The 19,041-nt window shown below is 60.5% G+C and carries 17 protein-coding genes and 3 tRNA genes; 19 read left to right on the forward strand and 1 reads right to left on the reverse strand.

What is annotated here, in order from left to right; all coding sequences use genetic code 11:
* The first annotated feature begins 78 nt into the window (after positions 1-78).
* From GE543_RS10505 to GE543_RS10590, 18 genes are all read left to right on the forward strand, one after another.
* The gene (locus tag GE543_RS10505) at positions 79-741 is read left to right on the forward strand and encodes a TetR/AcrR family transcriptional regulator (RefSeq protein ID WP_003368424.1); all 663 of its coding nucleotides are present in this window, start codon (positions 79-81) and stop codon (positions 739-741) included.
* A gap of 123 nt (positions 742-864) precedes the next feature.
* Positions 865-1,467 (forward strand): DUF4823 domain-containing protein, encoded by a 603-nt coding sequence (locus GE543_RS10510; RefSeq protein WP_003318496.1) that lies wholly within the window; start codon positions 865-867, stop codon positions 1,465-1,467.
* Between the two features lie 21 nt (positions 1,468-1,488).
* On the forward strand, positions 1,489-2,049 hold the full coding sequence (locus tag GE543_RS10515) for a DUF1285 domain-containing protein (RefSeq protein WP_371927143.1): 561 nt from the start codon (positions 1,489-1,491) through the stop codon (positions 2,047-2,049).
* Between the two features lie 85 nt (positions 2,050-2,134).
* A complete protein-coding gene (locus tag GE543_RS10520; RefSeq protein WP_153221400.1) occupies positions 2,135-3,148 on the forward strand; it encodes an aspartate-semialdehyde dehydrogenase in 1,014 nt (337 codons plus the stop codon).
* 109 nt (positions 3,149-3,257) lie between these two features.
* The gene (locus tag GE543_RS10525) at positions 3,258-6,095 is read left to right on the forward strand and encodes a FimV/HubP family polar landmark protein (RefSeq protein WP_153221401.1); all 2,838 of its coding nucleotides are present in this window, start codon (positions 3,258-3,260) and stop codon (positions 6,093-6,095) included.
* Positions 6,096-6,254: 159 nt separating this feature from the next.
* A complete protein-coding gene (gene truA, locus GE543_RS10530) occupies positions 6,255-7,079 on the forward strand; it encodes a tRNA pseudouridine(38-40) synthase TruA (protein WP_153221453.1) in 825 nt (274 codons plus the stop codon).
* A 61-nt stretch (positions 7,080-7,140) separates the two neighbouring features.
* Positions 7,141-7,761, forward strand: a complete 621-nt coding sequence (locus GE543_RS10535) for a phosphoribosylanthranilate isomerase (RefSeq protein WP_003390839.1) — start codon at positions 7,141-7,143, stop codon at positions 7,759-7,761.
* 252 nt (positions 7,762-8,013) lie between these two features.
* Positions 8,014-8,934, forward strand: coding sequence for an acetyl-CoA carboxylase, carboxyltransferase subunit beta (accD, locus tag GE543_RS10540; protein WP_003318491.1), 921 nt, complete (start codon positions 8,014-8,016; stop codon positions 8,932-8,934).
* A complete protein-coding gene (gene folC, locus GE543_RS10545; protein ID WP_153221403.1) occupies positions 8,931-10,235 on the forward strand; it encodes a bifunctional tetrahydrofolate synthase/dihydrofolate synthase in 1,305 nt (434 codons plus the stop codon). The genes accD and folC overlap by 4 nt, the downstream gene beginning before the upstream one ends.
* Entirely contained in the window at positions 10,219-10,881 is a 663-nt protein-coding gene (locus tag GE543_RS10550) for an SPOR domain-containing protein (RefSeq protein WP_046269291.1), read from the forward strand. Before folC ends, GE543_RS10550 begins: the two co-directional genes overlap by 17 nt.
* Before the next feature lie 118 nt (positions 10,882-10,999).
* Complete coding sequence (locus tag GE543_RS10555) at positions 11,000-11,587, forward strand: CvpA family protein (RefSeq protein WP_003318487.1); 588 nt, start codon at positions 11,000-11,002, stop codon at positions 11,585-11,587.
* A gap of 12 nt (positions 11,588-11,599) precedes the next feature.
* A complete protein-coding gene (gene purF, locus GE543_RS10560) occupies positions 11,600-13,108 on the forward strand; it encodes an amidophosphoribosyltransferase (protein WP_003347797.1) in 1,509 nt (502 codons plus the stop codon).
* 20 nt (positions 13,109-13,128) lie between these two features.
* Positions 13,129-14,340, forward strand: a complete 1,212-nt coding sequence (locus GE543_RS10565; RefSeq protein ID WP_003318486.1) for an O-succinylhomoserine sulfhydrylase — start codon at positions 13,129-13,131, stop codon at positions 14,338-14,340.
* Between the two features lie 50 nt (positions 14,341-14,390).
* Positions 14,391-15,155, forward strand: a complete 765-nt coding sequence (locus GE543_RS10570) for an SDR family oxidoreductase (RefSeq protein WP_153221455.1) — start codon at positions 14,391-14,393, stop codon at positions 15,153-15,155.
* Positions 15,156-15,305: 150 nt separating this feature from the next.
* Positions 15,306-15,381 (forward strand) — tRNA-Val (locus GE543_RS10575).
* 79 nt (positions 15,382-15,460) lie between these two features.
* Positions 15,461-15,537 (forward strand) — tRNA-Asp (locus tag GE543_RS10580).
* Positions 15,538-15,652: 115 nt separating this feature from the next.
* Positions 15,653-15,729: transfer RNA gene (locus tag GE543_RS10585), tRNA-Asp, on the forward strand.
* 235 nt (positions 15,730-15,964) lie between these two features.
* The gene (locus GE543_RS10590; RefSeq protein ID WP_046237295.1) at positions 15,965-16,792 is read left to right on the forward strand and encodes a DUF2242 domain-containing protein; all 828 of its coding nucleotides are present in this window, start codon (positions 15,965-15,967) and stop codon (positions 16,790-16,792) included.
* A 161-nt stretch (positions 16,793-16,953) separates the two neighbouring features.
* Here the strand turns inward: GE543_RS10590 and ilvA are convergent, their stop codons facing one another.
* Complete coding sequence (ilvA, locus tag GE543_RS10595) at positions 16,954-18,489, reverse strand: threonine ammonia-lyase, biosynthetic (protein ID WP_004418578.1); 1,536 nt, start codon at positions 18,487-18,489, stop codon at positions 16,954-16,956.
* A 353-nt stretch (positions 18,490-18,842) separates the two neighbouring features.
* Between ilvA and GE543_RS10600 the strand changes: the two genes are divergently transcribed.
* Positions 18,843-19,040, forward strand: a complete 198-nt coding sequence (locus GE543_RS10600; protein ID WP_074807874.1) for a hypothetical protein — start codon at positions 18,843-18,845, stop codon at positions 19,038-19,040.
* Position 19,041 lies beyond the last annotated feature (1 nt).

Consider the following 19,041-nt stretch of genomic DNA (forward strand, 5'->3'; position numbering starts at 1 on the left):
AAATATGGATGAACCGTGCAATTTAGCGCCGATTGGGCATAATACCCGGCTTCGATTTCGATCCTGACAGACCTCTCTATGCAGAAAGAACCTCGTAAGGTCCGTGAATTTCGCCGCCGTGAGCAGGAAATTCTCGACACCGCGCTAAAGCTGTTTCTCGAGCAAGGCGAAGACAGCGTCACTGTCGAGATGATCGCGGACGCCGTCGGCATTGGCAAAGGCACCATCTACAAGCACTTCAAGTCCAAGGCGGAAATCTACCTGCGCCTGATGCTCGACTACGAGCGGGACCTGAACGAGCTGCTGCACTCGGCCGATGTCGACAAGGACAAGGAATCGCTCTCGCGCGCCTACTTCGAATTCCGCATGCGTGACCCGCAGCGCTATCGCCTGTTCGACCGCCTGGAAGAGAAGGTGGTCAAGGGCAATCAGGTGCCTGAGCTGGTCGAAGAGCTGCACAAGATTCGCGCTTCCAACTTCGAACACCTGACGCTGCTGATCAAAGGCCGCATCAGCGAAGGCAAGCTCGAAGATGTCCCTCCTTACTACCATTACTGCGCCGCCTGGGCGCTGGTGCATGGCGCTGTTGCGCTGTATCACTCGCCGTTCTGGAGCAACGTGCTGGAAGACCAGGAAGGCTTCTTCCACTTCCTTATGGACATCGGCGTACGCATGGGCAACAAGCGCAAGCGCGACGGCGACGTCAGCGCCGAACCCACGCCAGATCCTGCCGCCGAATAACCCGCCGGCCCGGCCCTGAGCATCAGCTTCAAGGCTTTGGCACCCACTGCGCCAGAGATGGCGCGGAAGCTGCATCCGACGACCATTCGCCGGTTTTCCGTCACCGGTATTTGGGAGGGGATAATGCGTAGCCTGGTTATGCTGCTCGCGCTTCTGGCGTTGAGTGGCTGCATGAAAGTCAGTGACATGGGCGAGGGTGTTCGCGAGCAATTCAGCGACGCAGGTCTGCTCGACCATAGCGAAACCCGTCGTACTGCCAACTGGCGCGTGCAGCCTGACTCGTTCATTTACATCGCTCAGGGCGCCTTCGTGCCGCCAGGCAACGCCTATCCGCGGCCCAACGTGGTGGCTGAAGAGGCCTTCAAGGGCTTCATCGAGTACTTCCCGATGGTCCGTCGTGCCCGAGGCCCATTGGGGCTGGATGAAGCCATGGTCGAGGCGCGTGCTGCGGGCGCACATTATTTGCTCTATGCGCGTTTCGCCAAGGCTGACGACCGCATCGGCAATGGCGATCAATGGGCCGATCAGGAAGCGGTGGATCGTCTGGGCGTCGACAGCGGCGTCATTCAGCTGATGCTGATCGAGACCGGCACCCGCTACCTCATAGACAGCGCACGCATTCGCAGCCGTGGCGGATTGCTGACGCTTTACGACAAAAGCCCCGAGGATTTGCTGGGTCCGCCTCTTGAGGACTACGCTCGTACCTTATTGGGTGTCGAACGCTAGAAGCCGCGTCAGGAGAGTTGAGTGACCGATTCAAACAAGGCGGGTGATCTGTTCGCGCAGATCCCCAAAACCAAAGGGTTGCCGCCTGTTCATTTGTGGAATCCGGATTTCTGCGGCGATATCGACATGCGTATCGCTCGCGACGGTACCTGGTATTACCTGGGCACGCCGATAGGGCGCAAACCGATGGTTCGGTTGTTCTCGACCATCATGCGCCGCGATGGCGATGACTATTTTCTGATCACGCCCGTCGAGAAGGTCGGCATCACAGTCGATGACGCGCCTTTTGTCGCTGTCAGCCTCGAGGTGCTGGGGGAGGGGGAGGACCAGGTGTTGCGCTTTCTGACCAATGTAGAGGATCAGACTGAAGCTGGACCGGAACACCCTTTGCGGGTTGTCACCGACCCGGATACCCAGGAACCGGCGCCGTACATTCACGTGCGAAGCAATCTGGAGGCGCTGATTCACCGCAATGTTTTCTATCAGTTGGTCGAGCTGGCCGGTTCCCGCGATATAGACGGACAGCGCTGGCTGGGCGTCTGGAGCCATGGCGTGTTTTTCCCGATAGGGCTCGAGCCTTGAAATACACACCTGATTGCCGGCTTGAATTGCCTGTCGGCAATGCGGCGGTTAAAGTGCCGCTCCCTGATTTTCCTGAGGTTTTTGCATGAGCCAGTCCTTTGATATCGCCGTAGTCGGCGCAACCGGTACTGTCGGCGAAACCGTTGTGCAGGTTCTGGAGGAGCGCAATTTTCCGGTGGGCAATCTGTACCTGCTGGCCAGCATCGAGTCCGCAGGCCACTCGGTGCCGTTTCGAGGCAAGAATGTGCGCGTACGTGAAGTCGACGAGTTCGATTTCAGCACGGTGAGCATGGCGTTTTTCGCTGCGGGGCCTGCGGTCAGTCGCAGTCACGCCGAAAAGGCGGTAGCAGCGGGGTGCACGGTCATCGACCTGTCGGGCGCATTTACCTCAGCCCAGGCGCCGAATGTCGTGCCGGAAATAAATGCTACGCTTTTGCACAGCCGTGGTATCGCGCCTTGTCTGGTTGCCAGCCCCAGCGCTTCTGCCACTGCGGTTGCCCTGGCTCTGGCGCCGTTGCGCGGCCTCATCGATATTCAGTCGGTGACGGTAACGGCGTGTCTGGCGGTATCGGCACTGGGGCGTGAAGGCGTCAGCGAGCTGGCACGTCAGACCACCGAACTGTTGAATGTCCGCCCGCTGGAAGCGCGGTTTTTTGATCGCCAGATGGCCTTCAACCTGCTGGCTCAAGTGGGTACACCGGACGCGTCGGGGCACCTGCCGCTGGAAAGGCGTCTGGTCGAAGAATTGCGCGAACTGCTGGCGCTGCCATCGCTCAAAGTGTCTGCGACCTGCATTCAGGTACCGGTGTTCTTTGGTGACAGCTTCACTGTCGCGCTGCGCACGGCCGGGGCGGTCGACGTGGCGGCGGTCAATGCTGCACTCGAGTCTGCAGAGGGGATCGAGTTGGTCGATGCGGGCGATTACCCTACGCCGGTGGGCGATGCGGTGGGCCAGGACGTGGTTTATGTGGGACGCGTCAGGGCGGGAACCGACGATTCCGAGCAGCTCAATCTGTGGCTGACCTCGGATAATGTGCGTAAAGGCGCGGCGCTCAACGCTGTGCAGGTTGGCGAATTGTTGATAAAAGACTATGTGTAAAAGATACTTGGCAACAATTTGAATAATTGTTTTAGCGGCGATACGCCTTACACCCAAATGCAGGACTACCTCCCCGGATCTCGGGGAATCTTTAAACAAGGGATGGGCTATGGTTCAGGTTCGTAAACTGGTATTAGCAATCGCTGCGGCATCAGCGCTGTCATCGGGTATGGCGCAGGCGCTGGGGCTCGGGGAATTGTCGGTCAAGTCGACCCTGAATCAGCCATTGGTAGCGGAAATCGAGTTGACCGAGGCGCAGGGACTCAACGCAACGCAAGTTGTGCCCAGCCTGGCCACCACGGCCGACTTCGCGCAGGCGGGTGTGACCCGTCAGGCATTTCTCAACGATCTCACCTTTACCCCGGTTATCAATGCCAGCGGTAAAAGTGTCCTGCGCATTACATCCAGCAAGCCGGTGCGCGAGCCTTATGTGAAGTTCCTGATTCAGGTGCTCTGGCCCAATGGCCGGTTGCTGCGTGAATACAGCCTTCTGCTCGATCCGCCGAAATTCTCTCCCGAGGCAGCCGCTGCGGCGGCTGCCCCGACCCCCGTTGCAGCGCCCGCGGCGCCTGCGCAACTGGCAACGGTAGCCCCGTCGGCTGAAGCGCCGGCAGCCGAGGCACCAGCACCGGCACCGGCTGCCAACCCAGCCGCAGTGCCGCCGCCAGCCGCCGACAAGCAGTCACAGTACGTCACCGCCAATAACGACACCTTGTGGGAAATCGCTGCCAAGGTGCGTACTGGCGGGACTGTCCAGCAAACCATGCTGGCGATTCAGGCGTTGAATCCGGATGCGTTCATTGGTGGCAACATCAACCGCCTGAAGAAAGGGCAGGTGCTGCGCCTTCCGACGCCGCAACAGACCACCGCGCTGCCGCAATCACAGGCAGTGGCAGAAGTTTCCCGGCAATACAGCGCCTGGCGTGAAGGTCGCCGTCTGCCAGCCGGTACACGTCAGGTCGATGCTACCCGTCGTGACCGTGCGGGCGCGGCGCCCTCCAAAGTCGATACCTCCGACAACCTCAGTCTGGTGTCGGCAAGCGGCAAGCCTGCGGCGAAAGGTGCGGCGGGCGACAGCGATGTTGGCAACAAGCTGGCCGTGGCTCAGGAAGCCCTGGATACAACGCGTCGTGACAATGCCGAGCTGAAAAGCCGCATGAACGACCTGCAAAGCCAGCTCGACAAGTTGCAGCGTCTGGTCGAGTTGAAAAACGGTCAGTTGGCCAAGATGCAGGCCGCTGGCGCAGCCGTGCCGCCTCCTGCCGCCACTCCGGAAGCGGCGACACCCGCCAACGCGGCAGTGCCTGCCTCGCTGGTTGACGCCAACGGTGCTCCGGTGAAACCGGCTGGCGAGATCGCGCCTGAAGATGCGCTGCCTGCCGGTGCTGCCGAAGTTGCGACCCCGGCGCCAGAGCAGCCGCTGGCGGTGGAGCCGGTTGCAGCAGCAGAAGAGGACGAGGACGCGCTGCAGAAAATCATCAACAACCCTGTGTTGCTTGGCTTGATCGGCGGTGCGGTATTGCTGATTCTGGCCTTGCTGCTGTTGTTCCTGGCGCGTCGTCGTGCGGCGAAGGCCGAGGCAGAGAAGCACAAGCGCATGGCACGTGCGCTGGCCGAGGAGTCGGATTTCGTCTCGGACATGGACATGAACGCACCCCCCGCCAGCTTCGACGGGCTTGATGTGCCGCCGCCCAATGTGCGCATGGGAGGCGCCGCAGCAGCAGGCGCTGCCGGTCGTGAACGTCCTGCCGATCCGCTGGTTCAGGCCGAGATCCATATCGCTTACGGTCGTATGAATCAGGCGATCGAGTTGCTGGAAGAGGCCGTTAACGAAGACCCGAAGCGCGACGATATCCGTCTGAAACTGATGGAAATCTACGCCGAGCAGGGTAACAACAAAGCCTATGCCGCCCACGAACGTAAACTGGTGGCAGCGGGAAAGCTTGAAGCTGAGGTCGAGCAGCGGGAAGAACTTAACTCGACCCTGAAGCCGGTGGCACCTGTTGCTGCGCCGCTGGCTTCTGAAACCTCCACTGCATCGGCTGCCCCAGTGGTAGCTGCAGCCGCCGCAGCGGCTACAACAGCCGCACTGGTTGCAGAGCTTGATGCCAAATATCTTGAAGAGCTGCTGGCCGATGATGCGGCAGAGCAGGAGGCCGAGCCAGAGCCCGAGCCCGAAATTGTTGCTACACCTGAACCTGAGCCGGAAGTAGTCGCGCCGCTGGCCGCAGAGCCTGTTGAAGAGGCAGACCCGTTCGATAACGATTTTGACTTGAGCCTGGACGAGTTCGAAGAACCGCCTGTGCCTGAAGTCTCTACTGTGAATGACATCGATGACCTGATGCTCGACGAGCCCAAGGTCTCGGCGGTAGCGGATGACGAAGAGCTGAGCTTCGAGTCGGTCATGCAGCAGCAGGAAGAGGCCCGTGCAGCGACAACGCCGCAGGACCTGGCCGACTTCGACCTCGATCTGTCCGAGGAAGACCCGGCCCTCAAGAGCGAAGATGATTTCCTGCTCGGCCTTGGCGAGGATCCGCTGGATTTGGGTGAAACCTCGCCAGCACCACCGGTCAGTGATGACCTGGAGCTTCCAGAGGATTTCGACCTGTCGCTGGCGGACGAGATTGAAACCGATCAGGCAAGTCAGGCGTTCGCGACTGAAATCGACGACGTCAATGCCGAGCTTGAGCGTCTTTCGCAGAATCTCGAACATCCGCCGCTCGATGAGCCGAGATTCACCGCGGAGGATGCGGCAGCGCTGGATGACGAGCCGGACTTCGACTTCATGTCCGGTACTGACGAAGCGGCGACCAAGCTTGATCTGGCGCGTGCCTACATCGACATGGGCGATGCGGACGGCGCTCGGGATATTCTTGATGAGGTCGTCACCGAGGGCGATGACGGTCAGAAAAGCGAAGCGCGGGAGATGCTTTCGCGGCTGGCATGATTCAACCCCGGCAACCTGCACACGGCCGCTTATGCGGCCGTTTGCATTTCAGATGTCCGGCTTGAGTAGCGTGTTTTTTTTGCGGCCGTATAATGGCCGACTTTTCGCGAACCGACAGGCTGTACCACTTTGGCGAACATAGATAACCCGGCCGCCGAGATGGCGGCCGAGGGCTTTTCCCGAATCGCGCTGGGCGTTGAATACAAGGGCTCGCGCTATTGCGGCTGGCAACGTCAGGCGTCCGGCGTGCTGACCGTGCAGGAGACCCTTGAAGACGCGTTGTCAAAAGTGGCCGCGTCACCGGTTTCACTGATGTGTGCCGGTCGCACGGACGCCGGCGTGCATGCCTGCGGTCAGGTGGTGCATTTCGACACCCAGGCCGAGCGTACCCTGAAGGCCTGGGTCATGGGCGCCAATATCAATCTGCCCCATGATGTCAGTGTCACCTGGGCCAGAGTCATGCCGGCCACCTTTCATGCGCGCTTCAAGGCCATTGCCCGGCGTTATCGTTACGTGATCTACAACGATCAGATCCGCCCGGCGCACCTGAACCAGGAGATTACCTGGAACCACCGCCCGCTGGATGTCGAGCGCATGGCGCATGCTGCCGAGTATCTGGTGGGTACTCACGATTTCAGCGCGTTTCGCGCTGGTCAATGTCAGGCCAAGTCGCCGGTCAAGCAGTTGCACCATCTGCGCGTGACCCGTCACGGCAAGATGATCGTGATCGATGTGCGCGCCAATGCCTTTCTTCATCATATGGTGCGCAATATCGCCGGTGTGCTGATGACCATCGGCACCGGCGAGCGTCCGGTCGAGTGGGCGCGCGAGGTGCTGGAAAGCCGGATTCGGCGCACCGGCGGTGTCACGGCCCATCCCTACGGGTTGTATCTGGTCGGGGTCGAGTACCGTGATGAATTCCCATTGCCCGAGCGCTACATCGGTCCTCATTTTCTTACGGGCTTTGCGGAATTGGACGGCTGACGATCCTGGCCGCATTTGCTAACATCCGGGACTTTCCGAAAGGCCTGAGGTTACTCACGACATGTCAGCCGTTCGCAGCAAGATCTGCGGGATTACCCGCATAGAGGATGCACTGGCTGCCGCCGAGGCAGGTGCCGACGCGATAGGTCTGGTGTTCTATCCGAAAAGCCCGCGTGCGGTGACGGTATTGCAGGCGCGTGCCATCATTGCTGCGCTGCCGCCGTTCATCACCACGGTGGGCCTGTTCGTCAACGCCAGTCGCTGCGAGCTCAACGAGACGCTGGATGCGGTCGCGCTGGACATGCTGCAGTTTCATGGCGATGAAACACCCGAGGAATGCGACGGGTATCATCGTCCTTACATCAAGGCGCTGAGGGTCAAGGCCGGTGATGACATTGCCGGGGTCTGCCGGACCTATCGCAATGCACGCGGCGTGCTGCTCGATACCTACGTCGAAGGTGTGCCCGGCGGTACCGGAGAAACCTTCGATTGGGCATTGATTCCGGACGACCTGGACAAGCCGGTCATCCTGGCGGGCGGGCTGACGTCGGCCAATGTGGCGCAGGCCATCGCTCAGGTCCGGCCCTATGCCGTGGATGTCAGCGGCGGCGTTGAAAAGAGCAAGGGCATCAAGGATCGGGAGAAGATCCTGGCGTTCATGAGTGCGGTGCACGGCACCTGATGTGACGGCTATTGATCGGCCGCCGTCCATAAGCCTGTCCGCGCCAAGAGGCACGCGGGTCGAATCGAGTAAGCGGTGGGGCCAATGTGCAACGCCGTCGTTGTGAAAAATCGGGGTGAGGGGTGTGCAGGTCCGGCCGTGAGTCGATCGCTATCCTTTCATCGTCGTCCATATACGAATTTATCTGAGGGCATGCGACTGGTGTTTGATTTGTCAGTCGTTCGAGCCGCACCGGTACTGGAGATATAAAGCATGAGCAACTGGTTGGTAGACAAACTGATCCCATCGATCATGCGTTCCGAGGTCAAGAAGAGCTCGGTTCCCGAAGGCCTCTGGCACAAATGCCCGTCCTGTGAGGCGGTGCTGTATCGCCCTGAGCTGGAAAAGACCCTGGACGTCTGCCCCAAGTGCAACCACCACATGCGTATCGGCGCACGTGCACGCCTGAACATTTTTCTGGACGTCGAAGGGCGCGAAGAGCTGGGTGCCGATCTTGAGCCGGTCGACCGTCTGAAATTCCGCGACGGCAAGAAGTACAAGGATCGCCTGACCGCTGCGCAGAAGCAGACCGGTGAGAAGGACGCGCTGATTTCCATGAGCGGCACCTTGCTGGGCATGCCGGTGGTGGCTTCGGCATTCGAATTCTCGTTTATGGGTGGTTCGATGGGGGCCATTGTCGGCGAGCGTTTCGTACGTGCCGCCAACTACGCGCTGGAAAATCGCTGCCCGTTCGTCTGCTTCGCCGCTTCCGGCGGTGCGCGCATGCAGGAAGCGCTGATCTCGCTGATGCAGATGGCCAAGACCTCGGCGGTTCTGGCGCGCCTTCGCGAAGAAGGGCTGCCGTTCATCTCGGTGCTGACCGACCCGGTCTACGGTGGCGTTTCCGCCAGCCTGGCCATGCTGGGTGACGTTATCGTCGCCGAGCCCAAGGCGCTGATCGGTTTCGCTGGTCCGCGGGTCATCGAGCAAACTGTTCGCGAGAAGCTGCCTGAAGGCTTCCAGCGCAGCGAATTCCTGCTGGATCACGGTGCTATCGACATGATCGTCTCGCGCAGTGAGCTTCGTCCGCGCCTGGGTAACCTGCTGGCACAGATGATGAACCTGCCAACCCCTCGCTTTGTCGCACCCGTCATCGAGCCAATCGTCGTTCCGCCGGCACCCGCGACGATATGACCTCTACATCCCTGAGCGTCTGGCTCGCCTACCTGGAGCAACTGCATCCGTCGGCCATCGACATGGGCCTGGACCGGTCTCGACAGGTGGCGCTGCAACTGGGGCTTACACGCCCGGCGCGTCAGGTGATCACGGTGACGGGCACCAACGGCAAGGGCTCGACCTGCGCCTTTGTCGCCGCCTTGTTGCAGGCTCAGGGCTTGAAGGTCGGTGTCTACAGCTCCCCGCATTTGATTCGCTATAACGAGCGGGTGAAAGTGCAGGGCGTCGAGGCAACCGATCTGGAACTGTGCGATGCCTTCGCTGCGGTCGAAGCGGCGCGCGGCGATGTCACCCTGACTTATTTCGAAATGGGCACGCTGGCGGCGTTCTGGCTGTTCGAGCAGGCCCGGCTCGATGCGGTGGTGCTGGAAGTCGGTCTGGGCGGTCGTCTGGACGCGGTCAATCTCGTGGATGCGGACCTGGCGCTGGTCACCAGTATCGGGGTCGATCATGCCGAGTACCTGGGCGACACCCGTGAGTCGGTCGCTTTCGAGAAAGCCGGGATCTTTCGCGCCGGCTGTCCTGCGCTGTGCGGTGACCCGACGCCACCCGAGCCGCTGCTGGCCAAAGCTCGCGAGCTGGGCTGTCCGTTGTTGTTGCGTGGCCGGGATTTCGATTTTTCCATAGGTGACGACAGCTGGGACTGGCGCGGTGTCGCTCAGGGCGAGCAGATCGAGCTGCGCGGTCTGCCGCTGCTCGACCTGCCGATGCAGAATGCAGCGCTGGCACTTCAGGCCTTCGCCCTGCTGGGGTATCCATTGCAACCGGATGCGACAGGCAAGGTACTTGCCGAGACCCGGCTCGCCGGTCGTCTCGATCGCAGGGTCGTCAAGTGGCACGGCAAGTCGCTCAACCTGCTGCTGGATGTAGGCCATAACCCCCACGCGGCACAGTTTCTGGGGCAGCGCCTGGCGCGTCAGCCGGTTGGCGGCAAGCGTCTTGCGGTATTTGGCCTGCTCAGCGACAAGGATCTCGACGGTGTGGTCGCGCACCTGGCGCCGGTCATTGAAGAGTGGGCTGTTGCGCCGCTTCCGACCTCGCGCAGCCGGCCGGCAGAAGAGTTGCAGGCGGCCTTGCAGAACCTTGGGGCCCGCGTGACGTCCTATCAGAGTATCGCGTTGGCGCTGGAAGCTCAGTGCGCGCATGCCACGCCCGATGACGAGATTCTGCTGTTCGGTTCATTTTACTGTGTTGCCGAGGCCCTTGAATGGTTGGCCCGGTACACCGATGAGGACGCTGCAAATGGCTTTGCTGGATAACGTATTCAAGCAGCGAATGGTTGGAGCATTGGTATTGATCGCCGTGGCGGTCATTTTCCTGCCCATGCTTTTCACGCGTGAAGATGAAACACGTCAAGTGCAGGTCGAGGCGCCAGCCGCGCCTCAGGCGCCTGCAGCTGCGCAGGTGCGGGTCGATCCGGTACCTGTTCCGGAGCCTCAGGTTCTGCCTCAGGAGCCTGTGCCAGGTGATGATGACATGAGCAGCAACCAGCCGCCTGCCATGCCGATAGCGCCTGCGCCGACCGCTCAGACCGCACCTGCCGCTCCGGCCTCCAAACCTGCTGCCAAGCCGGCACCTGCTCCGGCGCCAGCGACAGCTGCTGCACCAGCAGCGACACCGGCGCCTGCCAAACCTGCGGCACCTGCTGGCGTCGACGCCAACGGCCTGTCGATCAGTTGGTCGGTGCAGTTGGCGAGCATGTCCAATCGTGCCAATGCCGACAATCTGCAAAAGACGCTGCGCACCCAGGGCTACAACGCCTACATTCGCACCGCTGATGGCGTGAACCGGGTGTTTGTCGGCCCGCTCATCGAGCGCGCCGAGGCTGATCGCCTGCGCGATCAGCTCGACAAACAGCAAAAGCTCAAGGGCATTGTGGTGCGCTTTCAGCCCGAGCGCGGCTGACCGTTCGGCACCTGGTGCCCCTGGCACAAAGGAAAATGCCTCGCGCCGGTAATCGCTGCTTACCGGCAGGCGGGCGCTCTGCTAAAATGCGCCGCCTTATCCGTCTGCAGGCTGCAACGTGCCATTTACTCCGGTTGACTGGGCAATTCTCGGAATTGTCGCCATCTCCGCCCTGATCAGTCTGAAGCGCGGCTTCGTAAAAGAAGCACTGTCGTTGACGACGTGGATCATTGCAGGTGTTGTGGCCTGGATGTTTGGTGCAGGGCTGTCGCAGTATCTGGTCAATTACATAGAAACACCTTCGGCCCGCGTGATCGCGAGCTGTACCATTCTTTTTGTCGCCACCCTGCTGGTAGGCGCCATGGTCAATTTTCTGATAGGCGAGCTGATTCGCGTCACCGGGCTTTCCGGGACCGATCGTTTTCTCGGCATGGTCTTCGGCGCAGCGCGCGGAGGCCTGCTTGTCGTTGTGGCGGTAGGGCTGTTGAGCCTGGGGCCGGTGCAACAGGATCAATGGTGGCAGCAGTCCAGGCTGGTGCCGCAATTTCTCATGGTCGCTGACTGGTCGAAAAACCTGATTCTCGGGATGTCCAGCAAGTGGCTCGCCAGCGGCATCAGCGTACCCGCTGACATGCCGTTCAAGGAACAGATCCTGCCGTCTACAATGCCGCAGGATGTGCTCGGTAAATCCAGTTCCACTAAGTAGGGGTTGTGTCGCATGTGTGGCATCGTCGGTATCGTCGGCAAGTCGAACGTCAATCAGGCGCTGTATGACGCGCTTACCGTCCTCCAGCACCGCGGCCAGGACGCTGCCGGTATCGTAACCAGCCACGATGGCCGGTTATTCCTGCGCAAGGACAACGGATTGGTGCGCGATGTGTTTCATCAACGTCATATGCAGCGTCTGGTCGGGCATATGGGCATCGGTCATGTGCGCTACCCCACCGCGGGCAGCTCGACGTCGGCCGAGGCTCAGCCGTTCTACGTCAACTCGCCTTACGGCATCACGCTGGCGCACAACGGCAACCTCACCAACGTCGAGCAGTTGGCCAAGGAAATTTACGAATCCGACCTGCGCCATGTGAACACCAATTCCGATTCGGAAGTGCTGCTCAACGTGTTCGCCCATGAGCTGGCCGTGCGTGGCAAGTTGCAGCCGACCGAAGAGGATATCTTCGCGGCAGTGACCGACGTGCACAATCGCTGCCGTGGTGGTTACGCGGTCGTGGCCATGATCACTGGCTACGGTATCGTCGGCTTCCGTGACCCGGACGCCATTCGTCCTATCGTGTTCGGCCAGCGTCACACCGACGAAGGCGTCGAGTACATGATCGCCTCGGAAAGCGTATCGCTGGACGTGCTGGGCTTTACCCTGATTCGCGACCTGGCGCCGGGCGAAGCGGTCTACATCACTGAAGACGGCAAGCTGCACACCCGTCAGTGCGCGGCCAACCCCAAGTACGCACCGTGCATCTTCGAGCACGTCTATCTGGCGCGCCCGGATTCGATCATCGACGGCATCTCGGTCTACAAGGCCCGCCTGCGCATGGGCGAGAAGCTGGCCGACAAGATCCTGCGCGAGCGTCCTGATCACGATATCGACGTGGTCATCCCGATTCCGGACACCAGCCGTACTGCGGCGCTGGAGCTGGCCAATCATCTGGGCGTCAAGTTCCGCGAAGGCTTCGTCAAGAACCGTTACATCGGCCGGACCTTCATCATGCCGGGCCAGGCTGCGCGCAAGAAATCCGTACGCCAGAAGCTTAACGCCATCGAGCTGGAGTTCCGCGGCAAGAACGTGATGCTGGTGGATGACTCCATCGTACGCGGCACGACCTGCAAGCAGATCATCCAGATGGCCCGCGAAGCCGGTGCCAAGAATGTCTACTTCTGTTCTGCAGCCCCGGCTGTGCGCTACCCCAATGTCTACGGCATCGACATGCCGAGTGCTCACGAACTGATTGCCCACAACCGCACCACTCAGGACGTGGCCGACCTCATCGGTGCCGACTGGCTGGTCTATCAGGATCTGAATGACCTGATCGAAGCGGTCAGCGGCAGCAAGAAAATCAAGATCGACAACTTCGATTGCTCGGTTTTCGACGGCAAGTACGTGACCGGCGACATCGACGAGCATTATTTGAACCGGATCGAGAGCGCGCGTAATGACGCCTCCAAGATCAAGACTCAGGCAGTGAGCGCGATCATCGATCTGTACAACAACTAATTGGGCAAGGAGTGGGCGGCATGACTCAGGAATGGGATGCAGGTCGGCTGGACAGCGACCTTGAAGGCGTAGGTTTCGATACCCTAGCCGTACGTGCCGGGCATCACCGCACACCGGAAGGAGAGCATGGCGAACCCATGTTCTTTACCTCCAGTTACGTATTTCGCACAGCCGCCGACGCGGCTGCGCGTTTCTCCGGTGAGGTGCCGGGCAACGTCTACTCGCGTTACACCAACCCGACGGTGCGTTCGTTCGAAGAGCGCATTGCCGCACTGGAAGGTGCCGAGCAGGCCGTCGCTACGGCGACCGGCATGGCGGCAACCCTGGCTGTGGTGATGAGCCTGTGCAGCGCCGGTGATCATGTGCTGGTGTCACGCAGCGTCTTCGGCTCGACCATCAGCCTGTTCGACAAGTACTTCAAGCGCTTTGGTGTCGAGGTGGATTACGTTCCTCTCGCCGATCTGAGCGGCTGGGACGCGGCTATCAAGCCCAACACCAAAATGCTCTTCGTCGAATCGCCGTCCAATCCCCTGGCTGAGCTGGTCGACATCGCGGCGCTGGCCGAGATCGCCCACGCCAAGGGCGCGATGCTGATCGTCGACAACTGTTTCTGTACGCCGGCCTTGCAGCAGCCGCTGTTGTTGGGCGCTGACATTGTTGTGCATTCGGCCACCAAGTTCATCGACGGCCAGGGCCGTTGCATGGGCGGCGTGGTTGCCGGGCGCAGCGAGCAGATGAAAGAAGTGGTCGGTTTCCTGCGTACTGCCGGGCCGACACTCAGCCCGTTCAACGCGTGGATCTTCCTCAAGGGCCTCGAAACCCTGAACCTGCGGATGCGCGCTCACTGTGCCAATGCTCAGGCACTGGCCGAGTGGCTCGAGCAGCAGGACGGGATTGAAAAGGTCCATTACGCCGGACTGAAGAGTCACCCGCAGCACGAGTTGGCCCAGCGTCAGCAAAAGGGGTTCGGCGCGGTGGTGAGCTTCGAGGTCAAGGGTGGCAAGGACGGCGCATGGCGCTTCATCGATGCCACACGACTGATTTCGATCACTGCCAACCTGGGTGACAGCAAAACCACGATCACTCACCCGAGCACCACCTCTCACGGTCGCCTGGCGCCTCAGGAGCGTGAAGCTGCAGGTATTCGCGACAGCCTGATTCGGGTTGCAGTGGGGCTGGAAGACGTGGCTGACCTGCAGGCTGACCTGGCTCGTGGTCTGGCGGCGTTGTGAGTAGCGAGGCCAGCAATCCGGCCAGTGGCAAGCCGGGCGAGGAGTGGGCGTTGAAATTTGCCAGCGTCCACAATGGTCGTGTCGCCCTGGTGACCGGTGCCGCTCGCGGTATCGGGCTCGGTATCGCAGCGTGGCTGATTGCCGAAGGCTGGCAAGTGGTGCTGACCGATCTGGACCGTGCGCGTGGTTCGAAAGTGGCCGGTGCGCTGGGTGAAAATGCCCTGTTCATTGCCATGGACGTTGCCAGTGAAGAGCAGGTCGCAGCGGGCGTGGCCGAGGTGCTTCGGCAGTTCGGTCGTCTCGATGCGCTGGTGTGCAACGCTGCGATCGCCGATCCGCACAACACTACGCTGGAAAGCCTTGAGCTTTCGCACTGGAACCGTGTGCTGGCAGTCAACCTCGGCGGTCCGATGCTGCTGGCCAAGCATTGCGCGCCTTACCTGCGTGCGCATTGCGGCAGCATCGTCAACCTGACCTCCACACGCTCCCGTCAGTCGGAGGCCGACACCGAGGCTTATGCAGCCAGCAAAGGCGGCCTGATGGCGCTGACACATGCGCTGGCGATCAGCCTGGGGCCGGAGATTCGTGTCAATGCTGTCAGCCCTGGCTGGATCGACGCGCGTGACCCCTCGTTGCGCAGAGCCGAGCCGTTGTCCGAGACCGATCATGCTCAGCATCCGGCCGGCAGGGTAGGGACGGTGGAGGATGTTGCGGCGATGGTTGCCTGGCTGTTGTCCAGAAACGCCGGTTTCGTCACCGGGCAGGAGTTCGTGGTCGACGGTGGCATGACGCGCAAGATGGTGTACGCCGAGTAGTTTGTGCGGGCGAGCTTCAATTGAGCTATTGCTTGTGCTTTTGGTGTGTGGTTAGGGTTTTGTGATTGAGGCGGTTTTTAAAAAAACTTCAATCAGGCTATTGACTTAGGTTCGTTAGGTGCGTAAATTTCGCGGCCTCAACGAAGCAAAGGGTGATTAGCTCAGCTGGGAGAGCAGCTGCCTTACAAGCAGCGGGTCGGCGGTTCGATCCCGTCATCACCCACCATCGTTGAGTTTGAAAGCTGAAGTACGAGGGCTTTCAAAAGTGATTTTACAAAGCTTATACGGACGCAAGTCCACAATGCGCAGCGGTAGTTCAGTCGGTTAGAATACCGGCCTGTCACGCCGGGGGTCGCGGGTTCGAGTCCCGTCCGCTGCGCCATATTTGTACAGATCGGGTTCGCCGGGTCTGCGATTGAAAAGCCCAAGGGCCTTTCAGTCACGTGTACAGGAAGCAGACTACCGAAAGTTTGTTTCAAACAGGTTTACAGCGATACGCAGCGGTAGTTCAGTCGGTTAGAATACCGGCCTGTCACGCCGGGGGTCGCGGGTTCGAGTCCCGTCCGCTGCGCCATACACCGCTTCAAGGCCCTTGAACTCCTTGAAGCAAACAAGAAAGCGGCCCTAGGGTCGCTTTTTTGTTGTCTGCGTTTTTGTGTGCCTGCGGGGAGATCTGGTTCGCTTGAGCATGGACTGTATCCAAATCCTTTTGAACTGTACGTTGATCCAGCGTCGGCCTTGTTGCAGACTTACCGCCATTTCCCAGTTCGCAGTCTTGCTGGCAGTCTTTTCCTTCCTCAGGATTTTCGATGTTTAAGCTACTGAACGTTCGTACCGCCTTCTGGATCTCCGCCGTGCTGATGGCGGCCGGCTGTTCATCGTCGCCCAAGCAGGCGGTGTATGACCATGAACACTTCGACGACGCCGGGACCTTCTCCCGAAGCTACCCTGCGACCGATATGGCTTACTGCGAGGCGGGGCGGCGTGCCTTGCTGAGTCAGGGCTATATCATCACCAGCAGCGACCCGAAGATGATTGCCGGCCGCAAGAGCTTCCAGCAGACCGGCGATACGCATATCGAGATCAGCTTCAATCTGGTGTGTGCCGCCGATGCGAAGGATGGCAATTCCACCATGTTTGCCAACGCCCTGCAGGACCGTTACGCGCTGAAGAAAACCAACAACTCGGCCAGCCTCGGCGTAGGCGTGCTGGGCTCCGTGTCGATGCCGATAGGCTCGACTGACGACTCGATGGTCAAGGTCGCCAGCGAGACCGTCTCGTCAGCGAAATTCTACGAGCGCTTTTTCGGTCTGGTGGAAAACTTCCTGCCGCCCGAAGTGAAAAAGGCTGCGCATATTGTCGAGAAGCCCAAGGCCGACCTCGGTGTGCCTGACACGGCTCCCGCAGCCCCTGCGATTCCCGCCAAGGCTGCCGAGCCTGCGAAGCTGGCGCCTGCGTCGTCAGAAAACACGCCGAAGGCCGAGCATGCCGCCGAACCGGTCACGCCTGCTGCAAGCGAACCTGTGCCTGCGCCGTCCGAACCTGCTTCATTCAAGGCAGAAACTGTCGAAACACCGGCCGCAGAACCTGCAGAAAGCACCGCGCCCACGCCAGCCGAGCCCGCCCCGGCGCAGTAAGGAGTGGCGCGGAGCGTCGTGAACTGCATTCCCACTGGAGCGTGAGGAACGATAGTCGTCAGTCAGATCACCATCGTGCCCATGCTCCGCGTGGGTATGCCGTTCTGGACGCTCTGCGTCCTCTTGTGACGGAGCGTAAGGAACGAGAAGTATCCACGGACTCAGCCCAGAAACAATCGGTACGCCGGGTTCTCGCTTTCATCCCAGTACCGGTAACCAATCTCATCCAGCGCTGCACCCACCAGATGCCGCTCATCCTCCGGCACTACCAGCCCGGCAACCACCCGGCCGTCAGCAGCGCCGTGATTGCGGTAGTGGAACATGGAGATGGTCCAGCGACCGCCCAGGCGGTTGAGGAAGTTGAACAGTGCGCCCGGTCGTTCCGGGAACTCGAAGCGCAGCACCACTTCATCGTCGACGCGCTCGGCATGCCCGCCAACCATGTGGCGAATGTGCAGTTTGGCCAGTTCGTTGTCGGTCAGGTCCAGCACCGGGAAGCCTTGCCCGGTCAGGCTGGCGATCAGGGCGCTGCGCGGGTCGTTCTCGGGATGGGTCTGCACGCCGACGAAGATGTGCGCCTCGCGATCGGTGTGATAGCGGTAGTTGAATTCGGTGATCTGCCGCTTGCCGATGGCCTCGCAGAATGCCTTGAAGCTGCCCGGTTGTTCGGGAATGGTCACGGCAATGATCGCCTCGCGACCCTCACCCAGTTCGGCGCGCTCGGCCACGTGCCGTAAGCGGTCGAAGTTGACGTTGGCCCCTGAATCGATCGCCACCAGCGTCTGGCCGCTGACGCCGCGCTGCTCGACATATTTCTTGATCCCGGCCACGCCCAGCGCGCCGGACGGCTCGGTGATCGAACGGGTGTCGTCGTAAATATCCTTGATCGCTGCGCAGATCTCGTCGGTGCTGACGGTGATCACTTCATCGACATAATGGCGGCACACTTCAAAGGTGTGATGGCCGATCTGCGCCACCGCCACGCCATCGGCAAACAGCCCGACCTGGCTCAGCACCACGCGCTCCCCGGCGGCCATCGCCGCCTGCAGGCAGTTGGAGTCGTCCGGCTCGACGCCGATGATCTTGATCTCCGGGCGCAGGTATTTCACATACGCCGCGATGCCTGCAATCAGACCGCCACCCCCGACCGGAACAAAGATCGCATCTAGCTGGCCCGGTTGCTGACGAAGAATCTCCATCGCCACCGTGCCTTGCCCGGCGATGGTGTCAGGGTCGTCATATGGATGGATGTAGACGAAGCCTTGTTCGTCGACCAGCTTCAGCGAGTAGGCCAGCGCTTCCGGGAACGAATCGCCGTGCAGCACCACGGTGGCACCCCGCGAGCGCACGCCCTCGACCTTGATCTCCGGCGTGGTGCGCGGCATGACGATGGTCGCCTTGATCCCCAGCTCACGTGCCGCCAGCGCCAGGCCCTGAGCATGATTACCCGCCGATGCCGTCACCACGCCGCGTGCAGTCTGCTCTGCGGGCAATTGCGCGAGCTTGTTGTACGCGCCACGAATCTTGAACGAGAACACCGGCTGCAGGTCTTCGCGCTTGAGCAGCACCTGATTGCCCAGCCGTTCGGACAGCTGACGAGCGCCTTGCAGCGGCGTTTCGATGGCAACGTCGTAGACGCGGGAGGTGAGGATTTTGCGCGCGTAATAGTTGAGCAGAGCGTGCGGGTCCTGGCTCATCGCATCGCCTCTTCATACGTCGTGCCTGGGTACTCGGCGAGCGCGCGCGGCAGATCGATAATCAGGTCCAGAGCGGCGAGAAGGGCGATAGAGCGAGGGATGGCGATCATGTCTGACTCCTGATTCGGCAATTGTTGCCCGGGAGACAGAAGAAACCCGCCTCCAGGGCGGGTTTTTTGCAAACGTCGGCTAACCCGCCATGACTGGAATGACGGTAATAATAATCTGGCCGAGGTTGTGCTTGATGAGGTTCATGAGCAGGAGGTTAGGTCGACACTGGCATGCAAGTCAATAGCGCCCGTCCGCTACCGGGGTGAGGGAGTACTGAATCGGCCACGGTCTTTTTCGTCTGTTTGACAGGAATCAACATTTTTATTTCACATTGGCACTTTAATGTTGATCTTGCGGTCAGTTATTTCAGCTTTGATTATCACCCCCACTCACTCAGCCAAGAGGGCGAAGAAATGGACGAATACCAGGAAGAACTACTTGAATACCGTGCATCGGAACTGGACCCGGTAGAGCCTGCCGACGACGCTACCGAGCTGTGAA

The sequence above is a fragment of the Pseudomonas sp. SZ57 genome, assembly GCF_009495975.1.
GTDB lineage: Bacteria > Pseudomonadota > Gammaproteobacteria > Pseudomonadales > Pseudomonadaceae > Aquipseudomonas > Aquipseudomonas syringae.